Genomic DNA, 16266 nt, shown 5'->3' on the forward strand with positions numbered 1-16266 from the left:
AGTGAACATGCAGCACACGGTGCGCACCAGCGGCGGTCCGGTCCAGAGGATTCCCGCGGCCGGCGGTACCACGGTCTTCCGGGGGATTCCCTATGCCGCACCGCCGCTCGGGGAACTCCGGTTCCAGGGTCCGCGGGCCGCGGAGCCCTGGAAGGAGGTGCGAGACGCCACCGGGTTCGGTCCGATCCCGGCGCAGGGGCCGGCGCTGCCCGGCGCCCCGTCCTGGTCACCGCAGGACAGCGGGGACATTCTCACTCTCAACGTCTGGGCGCCCGAACAGCAGGTCGCCAAGCGCCCCGTTCTCGTCTGGATCCACGGCGGGGCCTACCTCTCCGGGTCCTCGGCCGACCCCCTCTACGAGGCGGCCGAGCTCGCCCGCGCCGGACTCGTGGCCGTGTCTCTCAACTACCGGGTCGGGTTCGAGGGCTTCGGACACCTCCCCGGCTGCCCGGACAACCGCGGGCTGCTCGACCAGGTCGCGGCGCTGCGCTGGGTGCGGGACAACATCGCCGCCTTCGGCGGCGACCCGGGCAACGTCACCATCGCCGGGCAGTCGGCGGGAGCGGGTTCGGTCGTCTCGCTGATGACGATGCCATCGGCGCACGGGCTGTTCCGGCGCGCTATCGCGCACAGCGTTCCCGGCGACTTCCTCTCGTCGGAAGCCGCCTGGGAGAACAGCGAGCGGATCGCCGCGGCGGCCGGGGTGCCGCCCACCCGCGATGCCCTGTCCGCGGTCCCACCGGAGGAGCTGGTCACGGCCGCCGAAAAGGTCATCGCCGACTTCCGGGGGGATCCCGACTCCGGTATCCGCTACTACTCCGCCACTCCCTACGCTCCGGTCATCGACGGTCACGTGCTGCCCGGCGCCCCTCTGCACGCCATCGCCGCCGGCGCCACCCGCGACCTCGACCTGCTGCTCTGCCACACGCTGCACGAGTGGCGGCTGTTCACGGCGCTCGACGCCGCACCCGCCGTCAACGGGGAGCGGGAGCTGGCGCACGCCGCCGCGGCCTTCGGCCTGCCCACTGACGGCATCGAGGGCTACCGCAGCCTGGACACCGCCGCCTCCGTCTCGGATCTCTACCACTCGATCGCCGGCGACGGCCTGTTCACCGAGTACAGCACCCGGATCGGCGAGGAGCACGCCCGCGCGGGCGGCCGGGCGTTCCTGTCCCGCTTCGCCTGGGAGAGCCCGGCGCTGGACGGCGCGCTGCGCGCCTGCCACGGACTGGATCTGCCGTTCGTCTTCGGCACCCTCGACAGCACGGCCGGTCGGCTCTTCCTGGGCGGCCCTTCGGCGGAGGAGCAGCGGGAGCTGTCGCGGCGGATGATCCGGGCCTGGTCGGACTTTGCCGCGAGCGGCGATCCCGGCTGGCCCGCGGCCACGCCCGACACGACCCCGGTGAAGATCTGGAACATCCCCGACGGGTTGCTCGCGGACGAGGACAGGACCGGCAGCCGGGCCCTGTGGCGAAACGCCGACTTCTGAGCCGCGCCTAAACCGCGCGCAGCTCCCCGGCCAGTCTCTGTACGCGGGTGTCGATGGCGTTGCGGATGGCGCGCACCTCGTCCAGGGGGCGCCCAAGCGGGTCGGAGACGTTCCAGTCCAGGTAGCGCTTGCCCGGGTAGACGGGGCAGGCGTCCCCGCACCCCATGGTGACGACCACGTCCGCGGCCCGCACAACGGCGTCGGTGAGCGGCTTGGGGTAGTCCTCGCCGAGGTCCGCCCCGACCTCCTCCGCGGCCTGGAGCACCACCGGGTCGATCTCGCCCGCCGGGGCCGACCCGGCCGAGCGGACGTTGGCCCCTTCCCCTGCGCGGAGCCGGAACAGGGCCGCCGCCATCTGGGAGCGGCCGGCGTTGTGGTCGCAGACGAACAGAACCTCGGGCAGGGGCGTGGGCAGCAGCCCCCTGCTCTGCGCCACCGCGGTGAGCTGCTCCGTCGCGAACCTCTCCGTGACGACCGGCAGGTGGGTCGTGATCGAGGCCGTTTGGGCCAGGGCCCGGTAGGCATCGCGTACGTGCCGGCGGACGGTCGGTCCGGAGAACACGCCGACGAACCGCTCGGCCGCCCGGCGGGCTATCCGGTCCAGTACCTCGTCATCGGAGGCCAGCCCCGGAAGTGATGGGTGAGGGTGCATGTCGTCCTCCTGCGCTGCGGCACCCGGCGATAACTCATTAATACCAGACTAATTCGATAGATGTCGATATGATGCATACACGGCGTCCCCGCCCGGAGCCGTTCTCCTCAGCCGAGCAGCCCGGGGATCTCCCAGTCCGTGAGCAGCGGGGAAGGCGGTATAGGCTATGTCGAAGCCTCGTTCGCCGAAGGTATGAGCACCGCCCGCGTGGGCATCGGCGAGGAGTTCGTCAGACTCGACCCGGAATCGGCCGGCGCCATCGTCGCAACCTCACTGCAGCGCGAAGGCAACGTCGAACACGACCACGCCCTGGAACTGGACTACAACACCCGCGAACCCGCCACCTACCCCATCGTGCTGGTCTCCTACCAGGTGGCCTGCCTCGGATACACCGACCCGCGCGAGACCGAGCTCCTCAAAGACCTCCTCAGCTACCTGATCAGCGAAGAGGGCCGATAGGCTGTCTCCGAGGAGACCGGCTCGGCTCCCCTCCCCGCCGATGTCCGCGACGAACCGCGCGCGGCCATCGGCGCGATACACACGCTGTGAGCCCTGCAATGCCTCAAGGCCACTGCGCAACCGAGCGCGAGCGCTGTGTGGGGTAGTCGCCCACTCAGAGTGGTGAGCCCGCATGGGAGCCGCACCAGAGCCCGGGCCGTTTGTCGGTAGAACCCGAAGGCTGCGCGGGAGGCCAGGCCGACGAGGGCACATAGACCAAACGGGTGGCTTCCGGTCTTGGGAGCCACCCGTCTTTCGGTCTCAGTCTCCTTCGGTGGGTGTGGCCGTGTTGGTGTGCTCGCTCTGGGAGGACGCGGTGGTGGAGGTTGTTTCGGCGGCAGTGGGCTCTTCGTCGGCGACGATTGTGACCTGGCAGCAGTCGCTGCTGGTGTCCTTGTCGCGGTTGAACAGGCGACCGAGCATTGTGTTGCCCTTCGACATGAGTGTTTCTCTTTACTCTTTGTTATGGGTGGGTCAGGTGAACTGGGGGATGAGGAATCCGCCTGCGATCGCGATGGCGAGCACGGAGGCAACGAAGGCCGCGACCAGGCGGGGCTTGAAAATGGCGGTGAGCATGCTGACCTCGGGGATGCTCGCTCCGGCGCCGCCCATGATGAGGGCGAAGACCGGGCCGAGTCCCATCCCGGCCGAGGTCAGTGCCAAACCGATGGGCAGGGCGGCCTCGGTGCGGATGTAGAGGGGGATGCCCACCACGGCGGCGACGGGAACGGCCAGCGGGTTGTCGGGGCCGGCGACGCCGGCGATGAAGGATTGGGGTACCGCTCCGTAGATGGCCGCTCCCACGCTCACGCCGAGCAGAAGCGGCAGCACAAGCGGCTTGAAGTCCAACAGTGCCGAGCGCCAGGCGCCCGGGGCTTCGGCGCGCAGTCCACCCCAGGGTTCCTCATGGTCGGCGGCACCCTCGACCCGAACGCGTTTGACGAAACGTTCCAGCCCCAAGGCGTCCCAGGCAAATGCGATCGCCAGGGTTCCGCCGAAGGCTGCCACGGCGTAGCCGGTCATGATCGACCAGCCGAACAGTAACCCGACCGCGCCAAGAATGATCGGGTTGAGCAAGGGCGAACCGATCAGGAAGGCAGCAGCGGTACTGAAGGGCACTCCGGCTTTGAACATGCCCACCAGCATCGGCAGTGTCGAGCATGAGCAGAACGGGGTCATCGCGCCCAGCAGCGCGCCCTTGACCGGCCCGATGAGGCGCCCACCAGCCAGCCAGGACTGGATGCGCTTGGCCCCCAGGCGCCGGTTGGCCAGTGCCACCAGGAACGAGATGACCAGGAACAGCGCGACGAGCTCCACGGTGATCAACCCGAAGGTGCGCGCCGTCTCGCTCCAGCTATTCATGCTCTGCCTCGCTGCAGCAGGCGGCCGCTCCCTCAGGGGTCAGAGCGGCCAGCGTGGCCAGCCAGCGCACCGGACCCACAAGCTGATCACAGCACAGCGTGTAGACGTTGGCCCGCCCACGTGGTGTGACCATCACCAGTTCCTGCTCGCGCAGGGGCGCCAGGTGGTGGCTCACCAGGGTCTGGCTCATCCCGGTGGCTTCCTGCAGTTCCTTGACCGTTCGCGGGCGTTCGGCCAGCAGCAGTGCGAGGGTCAGCCGGTTCTCGTCTGCCAGTGCCTTGAGCTTGGGCACCAACAGCCGAGCGCGTTCACGATCCGTCAACTCCGCCGAAGGCAGGAGCTGCACATCCAGCACTCTCTCCATACTTCGTTGATATCAACAGTAAACACTGATGTCAATCAGATTCACCTGTGTTAGGAGTGGGGGAACTGTAAAAGCAGTGCCAGGAAGGCTCTGCGAGCCTGAGAGGTCTTGACTGACTGGTCGAAGGGGTCAGCCGCACCGATATGCTCCGCATCCGCGACCGCGAACGTGTTCTTGGACGAGGTCTCTCGTCTCAGCTCCGGCCAGCGTGGTCTTATTCGCCCCTCTGGTTTCTCTGGCTGGGAGGCAGCGCAGCTGTCAGGCGTTTCCTGACGTTTCAGCCAGCCTCACCGACCACACAACGCAGCCGTCTCCGCCCGACTCACTCAGCCGAGCAGCCCGGGGAGCAGTTCGCGGCGGATCCTGCGGTCCACCTCATCCCGAATGAGCCGGATCACCGGCCGGCTCTCACCGAGCGGCTCGGGGATCTCCCAGTCGAGGTAGCGCTTGCCGAGGTAGACCGGGCAGGCGTCCCCGCAGCCCATGGTGATGACGATGTCGGCGCTGTGCACCACCTCGTCGGTGAGCGGCTTGGGGAACTCGGTGCCCAGGTCGATGCCGATCTCGGTCATCACAGCGGCGACGTCGGGGTCCACCCCCTCCCCGGGGGCGGACCCTGCCGAGCGGATCTGCACCCGGTCGCCGGCCAGGTGCCGCAGCAGGGCCGCCGCCATCTGGGACCGCCCGGCGTTGCGCACGCAGACGAACAGCACCTCGGGCACCACCTTGTGCAGCAGGCCCTCACACCGCGCGACCGAGGCCAGCCGCTCGGCGGCGAAGCGCTCGGTCAGCGCCGGCAGATGCGCGGTGACGGCCGCGCTGTGGGACAGCCGCTCGTAGGAGTCGCGCAGGTAGCGGTGCACGGTTTCGGGAGTGAACACTCCGGCGAAGCGGATGGTCAGCCGCTCCTGCACCCGTTCGAGAAGATCCTCGGGGTCCAGCAGTCCCGGCAGCGGCCGCTCGACGGGCACCTGCGCCGACGCGCCCGCTTCCTCCGCCGCCGGCCGCCACCCGCCGTCCAGCTCGTCCAAGACGCTGCGCAACCCCTCCTCCCGCTCGGCCGCGGCCTCGCCGGGAATGCCGCGCAGCACAGTGTGCAGCCGCCGGGCGGCGGAGGTGGGACGGTAGATGATGTGAGTGCCGCTGCGTTCCCGGGTCACCAGCCCGGCCTCGCCTAGCACCTTGAGATGGTGGCTCACGGTCGGCTTGGTGAGGTCGAACGCCTCGGCGACCTCCCCCGCGCTCACCCCTTCACGCCGCGCGGCCACGATGATGCTCAGCAGCCGCACCCGCACCGGATCAGCCAGGTTCTTCAGCTGCCCGGCCAGCCGCTTCGCCGTTCCCGTGGCCAGCCGGCCGGTGCTCTCCTGCGGGTTCATGCGGGTCTTCTCCGGTTGCCTCGGGCGCCTGTCCACGCGCCTCGACTTCTCGTGCTCTTCGACTCCGGGCTCCTCTGCCACCGGCGCGGAGCGGTGGTCAGTCGACCAGCCCGCGCACGAGCTCGTCGCGCTCGGGCTGGACCGAGTACCACGAGTGCTTGCCGCGTTTGCAGCGCACCAGGAGACCGGCGTCGACGAGGATCTTGAGGTGGTGGCTGGCGGTCGGTTGGCCTATGTCCAGGGCGTCGGCGAGGTCCTGGACGCAGGCGGCGCCGTCGGAGGCGTGCCGGATCATCGCGAGCAGGCGCAGCCGGGTGGGGTCGGCGATCGCTTTGAGCAGGTGCGCTACCAGGGCGGCGGCCTCCTCGTCGAACGCCGCTTCGGTGCTGGGCGGTGGCGCGGGAACCGCACCGGACGGTTCGGCAGCGGAGAGCGCAGCGGAAGATCGCACCTGGGACACACATGAAGTGTAATCCTCTCCGCCCCGCACGGTTCGCCCGGTCCGATCCGGCGGGTCCGGGTGCGGCCGGGCGTTCACCGGCCCGGCACGGAGGCGCCCGCCGCACTCTCAGGCGTTCGCCCAGTGGCACGCCACCTGGGTGGCGGTGCCACCGCTGAGGACGCCGGGGTCCTCGCTCCGGCAGCGGCCGGCGACACCGGCCGCGTCGGCCTGCCCCGACCCCAGCACCTGGCAGCGCGCGTGGAAGCGGCAGCCGGCGGGGACACGCGTCGGGTCCGGCGGCTCGCCCGAGAGGATGACGGGAGAGTCCGCGCCGCTCTCGGGCAGTACCGAGAGCAGGGCCCGGGTGTAGGGATGCCGCGGCGAGGCGAGCACTTCCTCCACCGGGCCCACCTCCACCACCCGGCCCAGGTACATCACGGCCGCCCGGTCGGCGATGTTCCAGGCCAGGCCGAGGTCGTGCGTCACCACCAGCGCCGAGAGCCCCAGCTCGTCGCGGAGCCGCAGCAGCAGCCCCAGGATCTCCCCGCGGACCGAGGCGTCCAGGGAGGCCACGGGCTCGTCGGCGACGATCACCTCGGGCTCGAGGACCAGCGCCCCCGCGATCACGACGCGCTGGCGCTGCCCCCCGGACAACTCGTGCGGGTAGCTGAGGAAGAAGCGCTCGGGCGGGCGCAACCCCGAACGCGACAGCGCGGCGGCCACCCGGTCGCGCTCGTCGGCGGTGTGCCCCTCGTGGATGCGCAGCCCTTCGGCGACCGCGTCGTAGACGGTGTGCCGGGGGTTCAGCGACCCGCTGGGGTCCTGCAGCACCAACTGCACCCGCCGCCGGTACGTCTTCAGCGGCCGCATGCCGTAGCGCAGCGGCTCCCCCTCGAACGCCACCCGGCCCGCGGTGGGTCTCTCCAGGCCGAGCAGGGCGCGCGCCAGGGTGGTCTTGCCGCAGCCGGACTCGCCCACCAGGGCGACGATCTCCCCCGCGTGCACGTCCAGGTCGACACCGTCGACCGCGCGGGCGCTCCCCCGGCGGCCGCGCCCCTTGAACGCGACGTGCAGGCCTTCGGCGCTGAGCACCGGGGTCAGCGCCGCCGGAGCCGCGGCGTCCATCCGTTCGGCGTTGGCGGTCATCGGGACTCCTCCGGTGCGGCCACGTTCGGTTCCGCCGGTTCCGCGGCCACGCCGGCTGAGCGCATTTCGGGAAGCATCCGCACGCACGCCGCCGCCCTCCCGGCGGCACCGTTCCCGACGGCAGCGGGCTCCACCGGCCACAGCACCGGGTCGACGGTGGAGCAGCGCTCCTCAGCTACCGGGCAGCGCGGCCGGAACGCGCAGCCGGACGGCGGATCGGCGGGATCGGGCGGGTCCCCCGGAAGACCGTGCGGGTTGCGGCGCGACTCCGGGTCGCCGATCTTGGGGAAGGCCGAGCTCAGCGCCGCCGTGTAGGGGTGCCGGGCGTCGGCGAACACCGAGTCCGCGGGCCCCTCCTCGACGACCCGCCCCGCGTACATCACGGCGAGCCGGTCGCAGGTCTCGGCGAGCACGGACAGGTCGTGGCTGATCATCATCATGCTGATACCGTGCTCGCCCACCAGCCGGTCGATGAGGCGCAGGATCTGCGCCTGGATCATCACGTCCAGCGCGGTCGTGGGCTCGTCGGCGATCAGCAGCCGCGGCTCGCAGGCCAGCGCCATGGCGATCATCACCCGCTGACGCTGGCCACCGGACAGTTCGTGCGGGTAGGCCTTCGCCCGCCACCGCGGCAGGCCGACCTGCTCCAGCAGCCGCCCCACCCGCCGGGACACCTCGCCCGGCGTGGCGTTCTCGTGCAGCAGGATCGGCTCGGCGATCTGGTCGCCGACGCGGCGGACGGCGTTGAGCGAGTGCATCGCCCCCTGGAAGACGATGGACGCCCCGGCCCAGCGCACCGCGCGCAGCCGGCCCCACCGCATGGTGAGTACGTCCTCGCCGTCGAGCAGGATCTCCCCCTGGACCCTGGCCGACCTCGGCAGCAGCCGCAGCAGCGCCAGCGCCACCGTGGACTTGCCGCACCCGGACTCCCCCGCCACACCGAGCTTGCTGCCGGGCGCCAGGCCGAACCCGGCGCCGCGCACCGCCGGGATCTCCCCTTCTCCGGCGCGGTAGGTGACGCGCAGGTCCTTGACTTCCAGATAGTTCACCGTCGCTCCCGCAGCTTGGGGTTGAGCACGCCTTCCAGTGCGCGCCCGCACAACGTGAAGGACAGCGCGACCAGCGCGATGGCCAGGCCCGGTGGGACCATGTACCACCAGATGCCGGAGCTGACCGCGCCCGCGTTGCGGGCGTCCTGCAGGATCCCGCCCCAGGAGATCGTGCTGGGGTCGCCGAGCCCGAGGAAGGCCAGCGTCGACTCGGCGATGATCGACGTGGCCACGAGGAGCGTGGTCTGCGCCAGGACCACCGGCATCACGTTCGGCAGCACGTGCCGCCGCATGACGTGCGCGTGCCCGGCCCCGAGCGCCCACGCCCGCTCGATGTAGGGCCGCGCCTCGACAGCGAGGGTCTGCGCCCGTACCAGCCGCGCCGTTGCGGGCCACACGGTGACGCCGATGGCGATGATGATGGTCAGCGTGCTGCGGGTCATCACCGCCGCCAGCGCGACCGCCAGTACCAGCGGGGGCAGCACCAGGAACCAGTCGGTGACGCGCATCAGCACCGCGGACGTCCAGCCGCCGAAGTGCCCCGCGACGATGCCGATGAGCGTGCCCAGCGCGACCGACATCGCGGTGGCCAGGAAACCGACGGTGAGCGAGATCCGCGCCCCCCAGACGACCAGGTCGAGAACGGAGCGGCCGAAGGTGTCGGTGCCGAGCGGGTAGGCGAGACTGGGCGGCTGGTGGGCCCGGCCCGGCGCACCGGTGACGCTGAGCTCCCCGGGATCCACGAACAGCGGCGCCGCGACGGCCAGCACCACGAACACCGACAGCCCGACGAGCCCGAACAGCCCGGCCCGGTTCCTGGCGTACTCGCGCCAGAAGCCCGCGAGCGCGCGGCGGCGCCGCTCCCAGGCCAGGGCGCGGGCCGTGACCGGGACCTGCTCGCGCTGCGGCCCGCTCATGTCCGCACCCGCGGGTCCAGCAGGGGGTACACCAGGTCGGCCAGCAGGTTCATCAGGATCACCGCGCTCGCGAAGAGGACGAACAGGGCCTGCACGAGGGGCAGATCGGGAACCGTGAGCCCGCTGTAGAACAGCGACCCCAGGCCGGGCCAGGCGAACACCGTCTCGACGAGGATCACGCCACCCACCACCTGGCCCAGATTGAGGAAGATCAGGGTGACGGTGGGCAGCAGCGCGTTGGGGACGGCGTGCCTGCGCAGCACCAGGGCATCGCGCAGTCCTTTGGCGCGGGCGGTGGTGAGGTAGTCCGCCCCCATCTCGTCCAGCAGGGACGACCGCATGATCATCAGATACTGGGCGTAGACCACCGCCACCATCGTGGCGACCGGCAGCACAAGGTGGTGCGCGACGTCCAGGGCGACGTCGAGGAGCCCGGTGGTGCCCGGGGTCATCATGCCGCCGGTGGGAAACAGCCCGGGCACCCACCCGGCGCCGGAGGCCAGAACCACGATGAGCAGCAGGCCCAGCCAGAAGGACGGCACCGACCACAGCAGCAGCGCCACACCGGTGTTGACCCGGTCGGTGGCCGACCCGCGGCGCCACCCGGCCCGGGTGCCCAGCACCAGGCCGAGCAGCGCCGCGATCAGCGTCCCGGTTCCGGCCAGCAGCACCGTCGGCCCGATACGCTCGCCGATCAGCTCGGCGACAGGTATCCGGTACTGGTAGGAGACGCCCAGGTCGAAGCGGAACAGCCCCGCGCAGTAGTCGAGGAACTGCTGCCACAGCGGCTGGTCCAGGCCGAACTGGCGGCGCAGCTCCTGCTCCTGCTCGACGGTGACCTCGCGCCCTTGGGTCATGGATCTGACGGGGTCGCCGGGCAGGATGCGGAACAGGAAGAAACTGGTCACCATGACGGCGAACAGCGAGACCGCGGCCGTGAGCAGCTTCGCACCGATGTAGCGCAGACCGCGGACAATCCCCTCCCGCTGCTCCCCCGACCCGGCGCCGTGGCCGGCGGGAGCCTCGGAGTGGGCGGGAGCCGTCACCGGCTCACTCCCGGTCGCCGGCGGTCGCCGCGCGCCTGCGCCAGAGGAGGAAACCGGCACCGGCGGCCAGCAGGACCACCGCCGCGCCGATTCCCGCCGCCGCGCCGGCCGGGATCCTCAGCCCGGAGCCTCCCTGGGCCGGCTCGGCCGACCACCAGGCCCAGTACCCGTCCTGACCCCAGATGAGGCCGCCCTCCGCCGGCTGGGTCTGGATGTCGGCGATCTGGTCGGTGCGGTAGGCCTCCAAGGCGTTGGGGTAGGTGAGCGTGTTCACGACGGCCTCGTCGTAGAGGATCCGCTGCATCTCGCCGATGGTCTCCTTGCGGGCGTCCGCGTCCTCGTACTCGCTGAACTGCCGCTCGTAGAGCTCGTCGTACTCCTCGTTGCAGAAGTAGGCGTCGCCGCGCATCGAGCCCGGGGTCTCCGGCAACGCGTCGCAGGTGTGCAGGCTCAGCACGTAGTCGGGGTCGGGGTTGACCTGCCAGCCGGTGAAGATCAGGTCGTACTCGGCGTCGTAGAGCGCGTCGCTGAGCACACCGGGGTCGACGTACTCCCCCTGGACCTCGATGCCGATCTCGGCCAGCCACTCCTCCATGAACTGGCCCACCTGCACGTAGTCCGGCCGGTCGTTGTGGACGTGCATCCGCAGTTCCAGCCGGTCCCCATCGGGGGACTCCCGGACGCCGTCGTCGCCCATCTCGTACCCGGCCTCGTCTAGCATCTCGTTGGCCGCGTCCGGGTCGAAGTCGAGGCTCTCGCCGTCGTCGGGCGCCCAGGTGTAGTCCTCGAAGCGGGACGGGATGTAGCCGGTGGCGGGGTCCGCGTAGCCGCCGTACACCTTGCCGACCAGCTCCTCCTTGTCGATGGCGCGCACGATGGCCTGGCGCAGGGTCGTGTCCGCCAGTGACGGGTGCCCGTCGCCGAACTCCTCGCCGTCCTGGGTCTCGGCGCCGGGGTTGATGGTGAACGCCTGGAACCGGTTGCCGGTGGCGTTGTTGACGGCGACCCCGTCCTCGCCCTCCAGCGCGTCGGCCTGGGCGGGGGTGAGGCCCTCGATGAACGAGAGTTCGCCGTTGCGCAGCGCCTCGACCATCCCGTCCTTGTCTGGGTAGTAGCGGAAGACGAGGGTGTCGAACCCGGGTGCGCCCCGCCAGTGGTCCTCGTTGGCCTCCAGGGTGATGCTGCGGTTCGGCTCGTAGCCGGTGAGGACGAACGGGCCGCTGCCGACGACCGGGAACTCCTCGTCGTTGTTGTACTCGCCGTAGTCGTCGATCTCGGCCCAGATGTGCTCGGGCAGGATCGGGACGTTGAGCGCGAGCATGGTGGACCGGGGCTCTTCGAGCTCGATCCGGACCGTGCTGTCGTCCTCGGCGGTGACCTCCTCGAAGCCCTCGACGTAGTTGCCCCCGGCGGTGGCGGCGGCGCTGTCCTCCATCATCGTGCTGAACGTCCAGGCGACGTCCTCGGCGGTGACCGGCTCGCCGTCGGTCCACTCCACCCCGTCGCGGATATCGAAGGTCCAGGTCAGTCCGTCGTCGGAGGTGTCCCAGGACTCCGCGAGCTCGGGGGCGGGCTCCATGGTCTCGGGGTCGTAGGTGGTGAGGGTGGGGTAGGTGAGCGAGTGGATGCGCGTCGTGAGCGCCAACTGGGCCAGGAAAGGGCTGAACGAGTCGACCTGCTGGCCGATGCCGATGGTGAGGGTGTCTCCGCCACCGGCGTCCCCCTCGTCCGCATGGACCGGGGCCGGCATGGCGGACAGTGCCAGTGCGAGCGCCGCGCCCGCGGCGGCCGAGCCGCGTAGGGCACGGCCAGGGCGGGACGGGCGGTAGGGTCGCGGTCCGGGTGGCGCCTGCTGAATGACCATGGTGTCCAGCCCTTTTGTTTGGTGTGATACGAGGGATACGCACCGTCAGGTTGTTGGTTGTTTACCAGCGCGGACAGAAAAGCGTCAACGACCTACACCGCTCATGTCGCATATCGCGTGCGATACTTCCGTAGCGGCGCGGAACGGGGGCGAATGCACGCCTCCGGGGAACCGGAGGAGCACCCTGGGGTGTTCGGGGGGAAAACGGCCAGCTCGCGAGGAATGGCGGAAACCGCTACGGTTTCCGCCATGATGGGGCACTCTCACGCGCTGAGCGGCGTGGTCGGTTGGATGGCGGTCGTTCCCCTGGTCCAGGGCCAGGAGTTCTTCGGAGTCCGTTTCGACCTCGGGCCGGGAGAGGTCGTCGCGGGATCGCTCGTCTGCGCCGGCGCCGCGCTCATCCCCGACCTCGACCACAAGAACGCCACCATCACCAAGACCTACGGCCTGGCCACCAAGGCACTCAGCGCCCTGTTCAACTGGCTGTTCGGCGGGCACCGCAACGGCACCCATTCCCTGCTCTTCGCGGCGCTCATGGGGGCGATCACGCAGGCCCTGGCGCTGTGGTCCGAACTGGCCGTGCAGATCTTCGTGTTCCTGCTGATCGGCATCGCGTTCAACGGGCTCGGCCTGGGCATGGAGAAGAACCGGGTGGCCTCGGAGATCATCAACGCGCTGCTCACCGCCGGCATCACCCTGGCACTGTTCGCCAACGGGGTGGACTACTCCTGGATGGGCCTGGCGGTGGCGTTCGGGTGCCTGCTGCACTTCGCCGGGGACATCGCCACCCGCATGGGGGTACCGCTGCTGTGGCCCCTTTCCGGGTACCGCGTCGGCCAGAACATAGGGTTCGACACCAACGGCCCGGCGGAGCGGAACGTGGTCACACCGCTGCTCACGGTGGGTGTCGTGCTGTACTCGGTCTACCTGTTCCCCTGGCGGGAGATGCTGCCCCAGGTCTGAGGGCCCGATCCTCCCCGACGCGGCGAACCGGCGGGGACTAGGCTGATGGGCGTGACACGTGCTACGGAAACCATCAGCCCGGAACTGCACGAGTACCTGGTGGCCCACAGCGCCCCGGTCGACGATGTCCTGGCCGACCTGGCGGCCGAGACCGAGCGGTTGTTCCCCGAGCGCATCGGAATGCAGATCGGCCCGGAGCAGGGAACGTTCATGACACTGCTGACGCGGCTGGCCGGTGCCCGCGACGCCGTGGAGATCGGAACGTTCACCGGCTACTCCTCGATCTGCCTGGCCCGCGGCCTGCCCTCCGACGGGACCCTGCTCGCCTGCGACATCAGCGAGGAATGGACCTCGGTGGCGCGGCGCTACTGGGAACGCGCCGGCGTGGCGGACAAGGTGACGCTGAAGCTGGCCCCGGCGCTGGAGACGCTGCGCATGCTCCCGACGGAACGCCGGTTCGACATGGCGTTCATCGACGCCGACAAGGAGGGCTACGTCGACTACTGGGACGAGCTCGTCCCGCGCATGCGCCCCAATGGAGTGCTGCTGGTCGACAACACCCTCTCGAACGGCCGGGTGATCGATCCGACCGAGATCTCCTCGCCGGTGGAGGGCATCCGCGACTTCAACGATCGCGCCGTCGCCGACGAGCGCGTGGAGCTGGTGGTACTCCCGATCGGCGACGGCCTCACACTGGCGCGCAAGAAGGAGTGAGGGACCGGTCCGCCTGAGCGCACGGGGCCGCGGCATACCGGCGGGGCCGAAGAGCGCCCGGGCTTGCACCCCCTGATGTTAGGGAATAACGTGTTACTCCCTAACATCAGGGGGCCGTCATGAGCGACGACTGGCGGGAGCGCAAGAAGGCCCGGACCCGCCGCGCCATCCAGGAGGCCGCACTGCGCCTCTTCCTCGACAAGGGGTACGAGGAGACCACCGTCGCCCAGATCGCCCAGGCGGCGGGAGTCTCGCACATGACGTTCTTCCGGTACTTCCCGACCAAGGAAGACGTCGTCATCGAGGACGAGTACGACCCGATGATCGAGGAGCTCATCCGCTCACGGCCCGCTGACGAGCCACCGGCCGCCCGCGTGCGGCACGCGGTCACCCAGGAGCTCGCGCTGATCGGCGCCGCCGACCGCGAGGTGGTACTCACCCGGCTCCGGCTCATGCTGTCCACTCCCGCGCTGCGGGCCAGGCTCTGGGAGAACCAGTACCGGACCCAGCGGCTGCTGGAGCGCGCGCTCAGCGGCGAGGACGATCCGGCCCCCGTCCCGCTGCGCACGCGCGTCATCGCCTCCGCCTGCCTCGCCGCTCTGGTCACAGCCCTCACCACCTGGGCGGAGAGCGACGGCGCCGACGACCTTCCCGCGCTTGTCGACGAGGCGTTCGCCGTGCTGCGCGGCGAGTTCGACTGACCCTTTCGCCGCCGGGCCCACACCATCCGATTCAGCACCGCCGAAAGAGGTCCTGGCCATGGCCGGTCCCGTCATCGACGTCCACGGACTGCGGGTCCGCTACCAGGGCAGCGCCACCGACGCCGTCGAGGACATGTCCTTCAGCGTCGGCCCCGGTGAGATCTTCGGCTTCCTCGGCCCGTCCGGGGCGGGCAAGAGCACCGTGCAGAAGGTGCTCACCCGGCTGCTGCGCCACTACCGGGGGCGGGCCGAGGTTCTCGGTCGCCCGCTCCAGGACTGGCGTTCCGACTACTACGAGCGCATCGGCGTCGGCTTCGAACTCCCGGCCCAGTTCAGCAAGCTCACCGCGCGGGAGAACCTCGCCTCGTTCGCCCGGCTATACACGGGCCGCACGGAGTCGCCCGCCCGCCTCCTCGACCTGGTCGGCCTGGGCGATGCCGCCGACCGGCGGGTCGGCACCTTCTCCAAGGGCATGCGACTGCGGCTCAACCTGGCCCGCGCCTGATGAACCGTCCCGAGCTGCTGTTCCTGGATGAGCCCACCTCCGGCCAGGACCCCGTGCACGCCGCGGACATCCGCGACCTCATCCGGGCCCAGGCCGAGGCCGGCCGCACCGTCTTCCTCACCACGCACGACATGGCGACGGCCGACCGGTTGTGCGACCGGGTGGCCTTCGTCGCCCAGGGGCGTATCGCCGCCGTGGACACCCCGCGCGGGTTCAAACTCACCCACGGGCGCCCCGGTGTGCTCGTCGAGTACCGGACCGACGGCCGGCTGGCCCAGCAGGAGTTCGACGTCGACACGATCGCCACCGATCCGGCGTTCGCCGAGCTGGCACGCGGCAACGCGGTCGAGACCATCCACACCCGCGAGGCCTCACTGGACCAGGTATTCGCCGCCGTGACCAGGGACAGACTTTGAACCGGCTGGTGGCGGCGACCGCTCTGGAGCTGCGCGTCCAACTGCGCTACGGGATCATCGCGGTCGCGGCCGGGCTCACCGTCGTGTGGACGGCGGTGCTCGCGGTCCTGCCCGCACCGGCGGCGGCCGCCGCCCCGTTCCTGCTGCTCGTCGACACCGCCACGTTCGGCGCGCTGCTCATCGCCGGGCTGCTGATGTTCGAGCGGACCGAGGGCGCGCGGGCCGCCATCGCGATGACGCCTCTGCGCACAGCGGAATACCTCGCCGCGAAACTGGTGACGCTGGCCGGCCTCTCGGTGCTTTCCGCGGCGCCCATAGCGCTGGTGGCCGCGCGCGGCCGGATCGACACGGTGACCGCGGTGCCTGCGGTGCTGCTGCCCGTGCTGCTCGGGGTCGGACTCGCGACACTGCTGTTCCTCACCCTGGCGATCGCCGTCGCGGCACGCACGCCGGAGCTGATGCGGTTCCTGGTGGTGGTGCCGCTGCCGATGGTGCCGCTCATCGCGGTCCCGCTCGGATACCTGGCCGGGCCGCTCGCCCATCCGGCCGCATTCGCCGTGCCGACCACGGCGGCCGCGGAGCTGATGCGGCTCGGGATCACGCCCGAGGCGGTCCACGCCCATGCCGGAGGGCTCGCGCCGGCGGCCGGCTACCTACTGGCCTGGTGCGCGGCATTGGCCGCGGTGGCCGTGCGCCAACTGCGCACCGAGTTCGCGCGTGCGGCGCGGCAGCGCGCGGGGGCGCCCGCCCGGAGCGCCG

17 protein-coding genes and 1 pseudogene are annotated in these 16266 nt (G+C 70.6%); 7 read left to right on the forward strand and 11 right to left on the reverse strand.

Annotated elements, in window-relative coordinates; genetic code table 11:
• On the forward strand, positions 1–1489 hold a 1489-nt coding region (locus tag VS93_RS23625), incomplete at its 5' end, for a carboxylesterase/lipase family protein (RefSeq protein ID WP_338022787.1).
• A gap of 7 nt (positions 1490–1496) precedes the next feature.
• Here the strand turns inward: VS93_RS23625 and VS93_RS32665 are convergent.
• Complete coding sequence (locus tag VS93_RS32665) at positions 1497–2141, reverse strand: arsenate-mycothiol transferase ArsC (RefSeq protein WP_046472074.1); 645 nt, start codon at positions 2139–2141, stop codon at positions 1497–1499.
• A 126-nt stretch (positions 2142–2267) separates the two neighbouring features.
• On the opposite strand from VS93_RS32665, the gene VS93_RS23635 reads away from it, so the two are divergent.
• On the forward strand, positions 2268–2600 hold the full coding sequence (locus VS93_RS23635; protein WP_394298847.1) for a hypothetical protein: 333 nt from the start codon (positions 2268–2270) through the stop codon (positions 2598–2600).
• A 300-nt stretch (positions 2601–2900) separates the two neighbouring features.
• Here VS93_RS23635 and VS93_RS23640 read toward each other — a convergent pair whose 3' ends face one another.
• The 10 genes from VS93_RS23640 to VS93_RS23685 form a co-directional block, all read right to left on the reverse strand.
• Positions 2901–3080: a hypothetical protein gene (locus VS93_RS23640; RefSeq protein WP_046472075.1), complete on the reverse strand. Its 180-nt coding sequence runs from the start codon at positions 3078–3080 to the stop codon at positions 2901–2903.
• Positions 3081–3113: 33 nt separating this feature from the next.
• Positions 3114–4001: a permease gene (locus VS93_RS23645; RefSeq protein WP_046472076.1), complete on the reverse strand. Its 888-nt coding sequence runs from the start codon at positions 3999–4001 to the stop codon at positions 3114–3116.
• Positions 3994–4365, reverse strand: coding sequence for an ArsR/SmtB family transcription factor (locus tag VS93_RS23650; RefSeq protein WP_046472077.1), 372 nt, complete (start codon positions 4363–4365; stop codon positions 3994–3996). The genes VS93_RS23645 and VS93_RS23650 overlap by 8 nt, the downstream gene beginning before the upstream one ends.
• A gap of 326 nt (positions 4366–4691) precedes the next feature.
• Complete coding sequence (locus VS93_RS28640) at positions 4692–5744, reverse strand: metalloregulator ArsR/SmtB family transcription factor (protein WP_082127147.1); 1053 nt, start codon at positions 5742–5744, stop codon at positions 4692–4694.
• 97 nt (positions 5745–5841) lie between these two features.
• Entirely contained in the window at positions 5842–6195 is a 354-nt protein-coding gene (locus VS93_RS23660; RefSeq protein WP_046472085.1) for an ArsR/SmtB family transcription factor, read from the reverse strand.
• A 117-nt stretch (positions 6196–6312) separates the two neighbouring features.
• A complete protein-coding gene (locus VS93_RS23665; protein ID WP_156184989.1) occupies positions 6313–7332 on the reverse strand; it encodes an oligopeptide/dipeptide ABC transporter ATP-binding protein in 1020 nt (339 codons plus the stop codon).
• A complete protein-coding gene (locus tag VS93_RS23670) occupies positions 7329–8381 on the reverse strand; it encodes an ABC transporter ATP-binding protein (RefSeq protein ID WP_046472078.1) in 1053 nt (350 codons plus the stop codon). The genes VS93_RS23665 and VS93_RS23670 overlap by 4 nt, the downstream gene beginning before the upstream one ends.
• A complete protein-coding gene (locus tag VS93_RS23675) occupies positions 8378–9298 on the reverse strand; it encodes an ABC transporter permease (RefSeq protein WP_046472079.1) in 921 nt (306 codons plus the stop codon). Before VS93_RS23675 ends, VS93_RS23670 begins: the two co-directional genes overlap by 4 nt.
• Complete coding sequence (locus tag VS93_RS23680; protein WP_236700702.1) at positions 9295–10344, reverse strand: ABC transporter permease; 1050 nt, start codon at positions 10342–10344, stop codon at positions 9295–9297. Before VS93_RS23680 ends, VS93_RS23675 begins: the two co-directional genes overlap by 4 nt.
• A 4-nt stretch (positions 10345–10348) precedes the next feature.
• Complete coding sequence (locus tag VS93_RS23685; RefSeq protein ID WP_046472081.1) at positions 10349–12208, reverse strand: ABC transporter substrate-binding protein; 1860 nt, start codon at positions 12206–12208, stop codon at positions 10349–10351.
• A 249-nt stretch (positions 12209–12457) separates the two neighbouring features.
• On the opposite strand from VS93_RS23685, the gene VS93_RS23690 reads away from it, so the two are divergent.
• The 5 genes and pseudogenes from VS93_RS23690 to VS93_RS23710 form a co-directional block, all read left to right on the forward strand.
• A complete protein-coding gene (locus tag VS93_RS23690) occupies positions 12458–13171 on the forward strand; it encodes a metal-dependent hydrolase (RefSeq protein ID WP_046472082.1) in 714 nt (237 codons plus the stop codon).
• 51 nt (positions 13172–13222) lie between these two features.
• Complete coding sequence (locus tag VS93_RS23695; protein ID WP_046472087.1) at positions 13223–13885, forward strand: O-methyltransferase; 663 nt, start codon at positions 13223–13225, stop codon at positions 13883–13885.
• A gap of 119 nt (positions 13886–14004) precedes the next feature.
• Positions 14005–14586, forward strand: a complete 582-nt coding sequence (locus tag VS93_RS23700; RefSeq protein WP_046472083.1) for a TetR family transcriptional regulator — start codon at positions 14005–14007, stop codon at positions 14584–14586.
• 58 nt (positions 14587–14644) lie between these two features.
• Positions 14645–15507: pseudogene (locus tag VS93_RS23705) on the forward strand (ABC transporter ATP-binding protein).
• Positions 15504–16266 (forward strand): fluoroquinolone export ABC transporter permease subunit (locus VS93_RS23710; protein ID WP_449353800.1); only part of this gene is annotated, 763 nt, incomplete at its 3' end. The pseudogene VS93_RS23705 and the gene VS93_RS23710, both read left to right, overlap by 4 nt.

It is taken from the genome of Allosalinactinospora lopnorensis, assembly GCF_000981225.1.
Taxonomy (GTDB): domain Bacteria; phylum Actinomycetota; class Actinomycetes; order Streptosporangiales; family Streptosporangiaceae; genus Allosalinactinospora; species Allosalinactinospora lopnorensis.